At 74.1% G+C, this 2,494-nt stretch carries 2 protein-coding genes; both read left to right on the top strand.

Features of this window, described 5'->3' with window-relative positions; all coding sequences use genetic code 11:
* A partial coding sequence (locus ACQKIP_RS45155; RefSeq protein WP_427745660.1) for a helix-turn-helix transcriptional regulator occupies positions 1-1,397 on the top strand: 1,397 nt, incomplete at its 5' end.
* Positions 1,398-1,526: 129 nt separating this feature from the next.
* The gene (locus ACQKIP_RS45150) at positions 1,527-2,273 is read left to right on the top strand and encodes an AfsR/SARP family transcriptional regulator (protein ID WP_365862436.1); all 747 of its coding nucleotides are present in this window, start codon (positions 1,527-1,529) and stop codon (positions 2,271-2,273) included.
* Positions 2,274-2,494: the final 221 nt, after the last annotated feature.

Raw genomic sequence — 2,494 nt, 5'->3', positions numbered from 1 at the left:
CCTGGAACCAGTGCGATCACGAGAGCGATCCATCCCTGGCCGCGCGGGCGGCCGAGCAGCTGAGCTACGCCGCCGTGATGCGGGGACGCTCCGCCGACGCCGCCCAGTGGGCGGAGCGCGCCCAGCGGCTCTCCACCCTCCAGGGCCCGAGCCGGATGCTGCGCTTCAACCACCTTCTCGCCCTCGGCCTGAGCGGATTCGCCAAGAAAGGCATCGAACTCGCCGGTGATCTTCCCGATCCGCTGCTCGTGCCGCCCGCGAACATCGATCTGCTGCTGGCACGGGGCCAGTTGAGGCTGTGGTCGGACGATCTGCCGGGCGCCCGCGCCGACCTGCTCGGGGCCGTGGCCAACTGCCGCCGGGGGACGGTGCCGCTGCGTCTGCTCTCGGCGTCCGCGCTCGCGCAGACCCTGCACCGGCTCGGCGACTGGGACGAGGCGCTGATCCACGCAGAGGCGTCCGCGTCGATCGCCGACGACACCGAGCAGTCGTGGCTCAAGCCCGTCACGCACGCCATCGCCAGCTGGATCCTCTCGGCCCGCGGCAGCTGGGATCGCGCCTCGGCCCATCTGCGGCTCGCCCTGGACGCACCGGGCTGCGACGAAAGCGCCCTCGCCTACGCGTACGCGGCCTCGGCGCACGGGGCGTTCGCCGAGGCGCGCGCGGAACCCGAGCGGGTCGTCGAGGCGCTGCGGCCGCTGCTCGGCTTCGCCACGCACGACGGGGTAAACGAACCGGGCGTGGTGTCCTGGCGCGAACTCCTGGTCGACGCGCTCATCCAGCTCGGCGAGCTCGACGAGGCGGAGGCGGTCCTTGTGCCCTACGAGGAACGGGCCTCGGAACGCGGGCAGCACGCGGCGCTGTCCGCGGCAGCCCGGGTGCGCGGCAATCTGCACGCGGCGCGCCGGGAGACGGACCGCGCGCAGGCGGCGTTCCTGCGGGCGCACGACCAGGCGGCGCAGATCCCCTCGCCGTTCGGCCGCGCCCGCGTCGACCTCGACCACGGGGCGTTCCTGCGCAGGATCGGCCGCCGCTCGGTCGCCGTGACCCAGCTCCAGGCGGCGTACACGACGATGAGCGAACTGGGCGCCGCGCCCTACCTGGCGCGGTGCGAACGGGAGCTGGACGCCTGCGGCCGCGCGGCGCCCGCCCGGCCCGCGCACGACACGGCGGCCGCCGACTCCGACACCGCCGCCGAGGGACTCACCCCGCAGGAGCTGGCCGTGGCGCGGCTGGCGTCGCAGGGCTTCACCAACCGGCAGATCGCCACCGCCCTCGCGCTGAGCGTCAAGACCATCGAGTACCACCTGGGCCACACCTACACGAAGCTCGGGATCACCTCCCGCATGGGGCTCGTGCACCACTTCGCCCCCCGGGACCGGCGTGCGTCGTCCTGACCTCGCCCCCTGGTAGGAGCCCTGACAAACCGGGGTAATCCCTGGGCGGTTCCCTGAGGCACCCTTGCCGCCGCCCCGCGTAACGTCGTGGCTGGTCAGGGGACGGGATGCACGACTGGGGGTGCACAGATGGCTGTCACGGACTGTCCGGGGGTACGCGGCGACGCGCCACCGGCCCTGCGTCTGCAGCTCCTGGGCGGATTCCGCCTCAGCCGCGGCGACGGGCACGGCGGCTCTCAGGTCGACGTGTCCGCCAGCGGGCAGCAGTTGCTCGCCCTGCTCGGGCTGCGCGGCCCCGCGACGCGTTCGGTGCTCGCGGGGACGCTGTGGCCCGACGTGGCCGAGGAACGGGCCCGTGCCTGTCTGCGGACGGCCATCTGGCGTCTGAACACCGCGGGTTCGGCCGTCACCGACCCCCGGCCCGGGGTGCTCGGGCTCAGCCGGCAGGTCCGGATGGACACCCGGGACTTCACCGCCACGGCGCACCACATCCTGACGGCCCCGGCAGAGGGGATCGGGCCCGCGTGCGCCGCGCTGATGGGCATGGGGGAACTGCTGCCCGGCTGGTACCAGGACTGGGTGGTGTTTGAGCGGGAGCGGCTGCACCAGCTGCGGCTGCACGCGCTTGAGGCCCTTTCGGCGCGGCTCGTCGTGCAGCAGCAGTACGCCCCCGCACTCGAAGCCGCGCTGGAGAGCACCCGGATCGACCCGCTGCGCGAGAGCGCACACCGGGCGGTCGTGACGGTGCACCTCGCCGAGAACAACCTCGCGGAGGCGGTGCGCCACTTCAAGGCGTTCCGCGGGCTGCTCCGCACGGAGCTCGGCATCGAGCCCTCGGAGCAGTTCCGCACGATGGTGCGCCATGCGCTGGCCTGACCGGGCGCCCGCATCGGGGGCGCCGCACAAACGGGTGACGTGCCACCACGGCGTCACCGCCGGCCTGTTCGTCCGTGCGCGCTCGGGGGCGCACGGGCCGCAGGTCGTCCCGCCCACACCTGCCGACCGTGTCGGGGGACACGGCCGGCAGGCCCCGCCGACGCTCGACCACGCACGGACACGGGGGTGCCGCGCGCGGTGACGGGGAGAGCGTCGGACAC

Source organism: Streptomyces sp. NPDC059900 (assembly GCF_050270335.1).
Classification (GTDB): Bacteria; Actinomycetota; Actinomycetes; order Streptomycetales; family Streptomycetaceae; genus Streptomyces.
The sequence above is the reverse complement of the archived record's forward strand: the minus strand, read 5'-3'. Positions and strand labels throughout refer to the sequence as shown.

Excerpts from the sequence above, each read along its gene's own strand:
- ACQKIP_RS45150 (WP_365862436.1), top strand. The coding sequence starts at position 1,527 with ATGGCTGTCACGGACTGTCCGGGGGTACGCGGCGACGCGCCACCGGCC.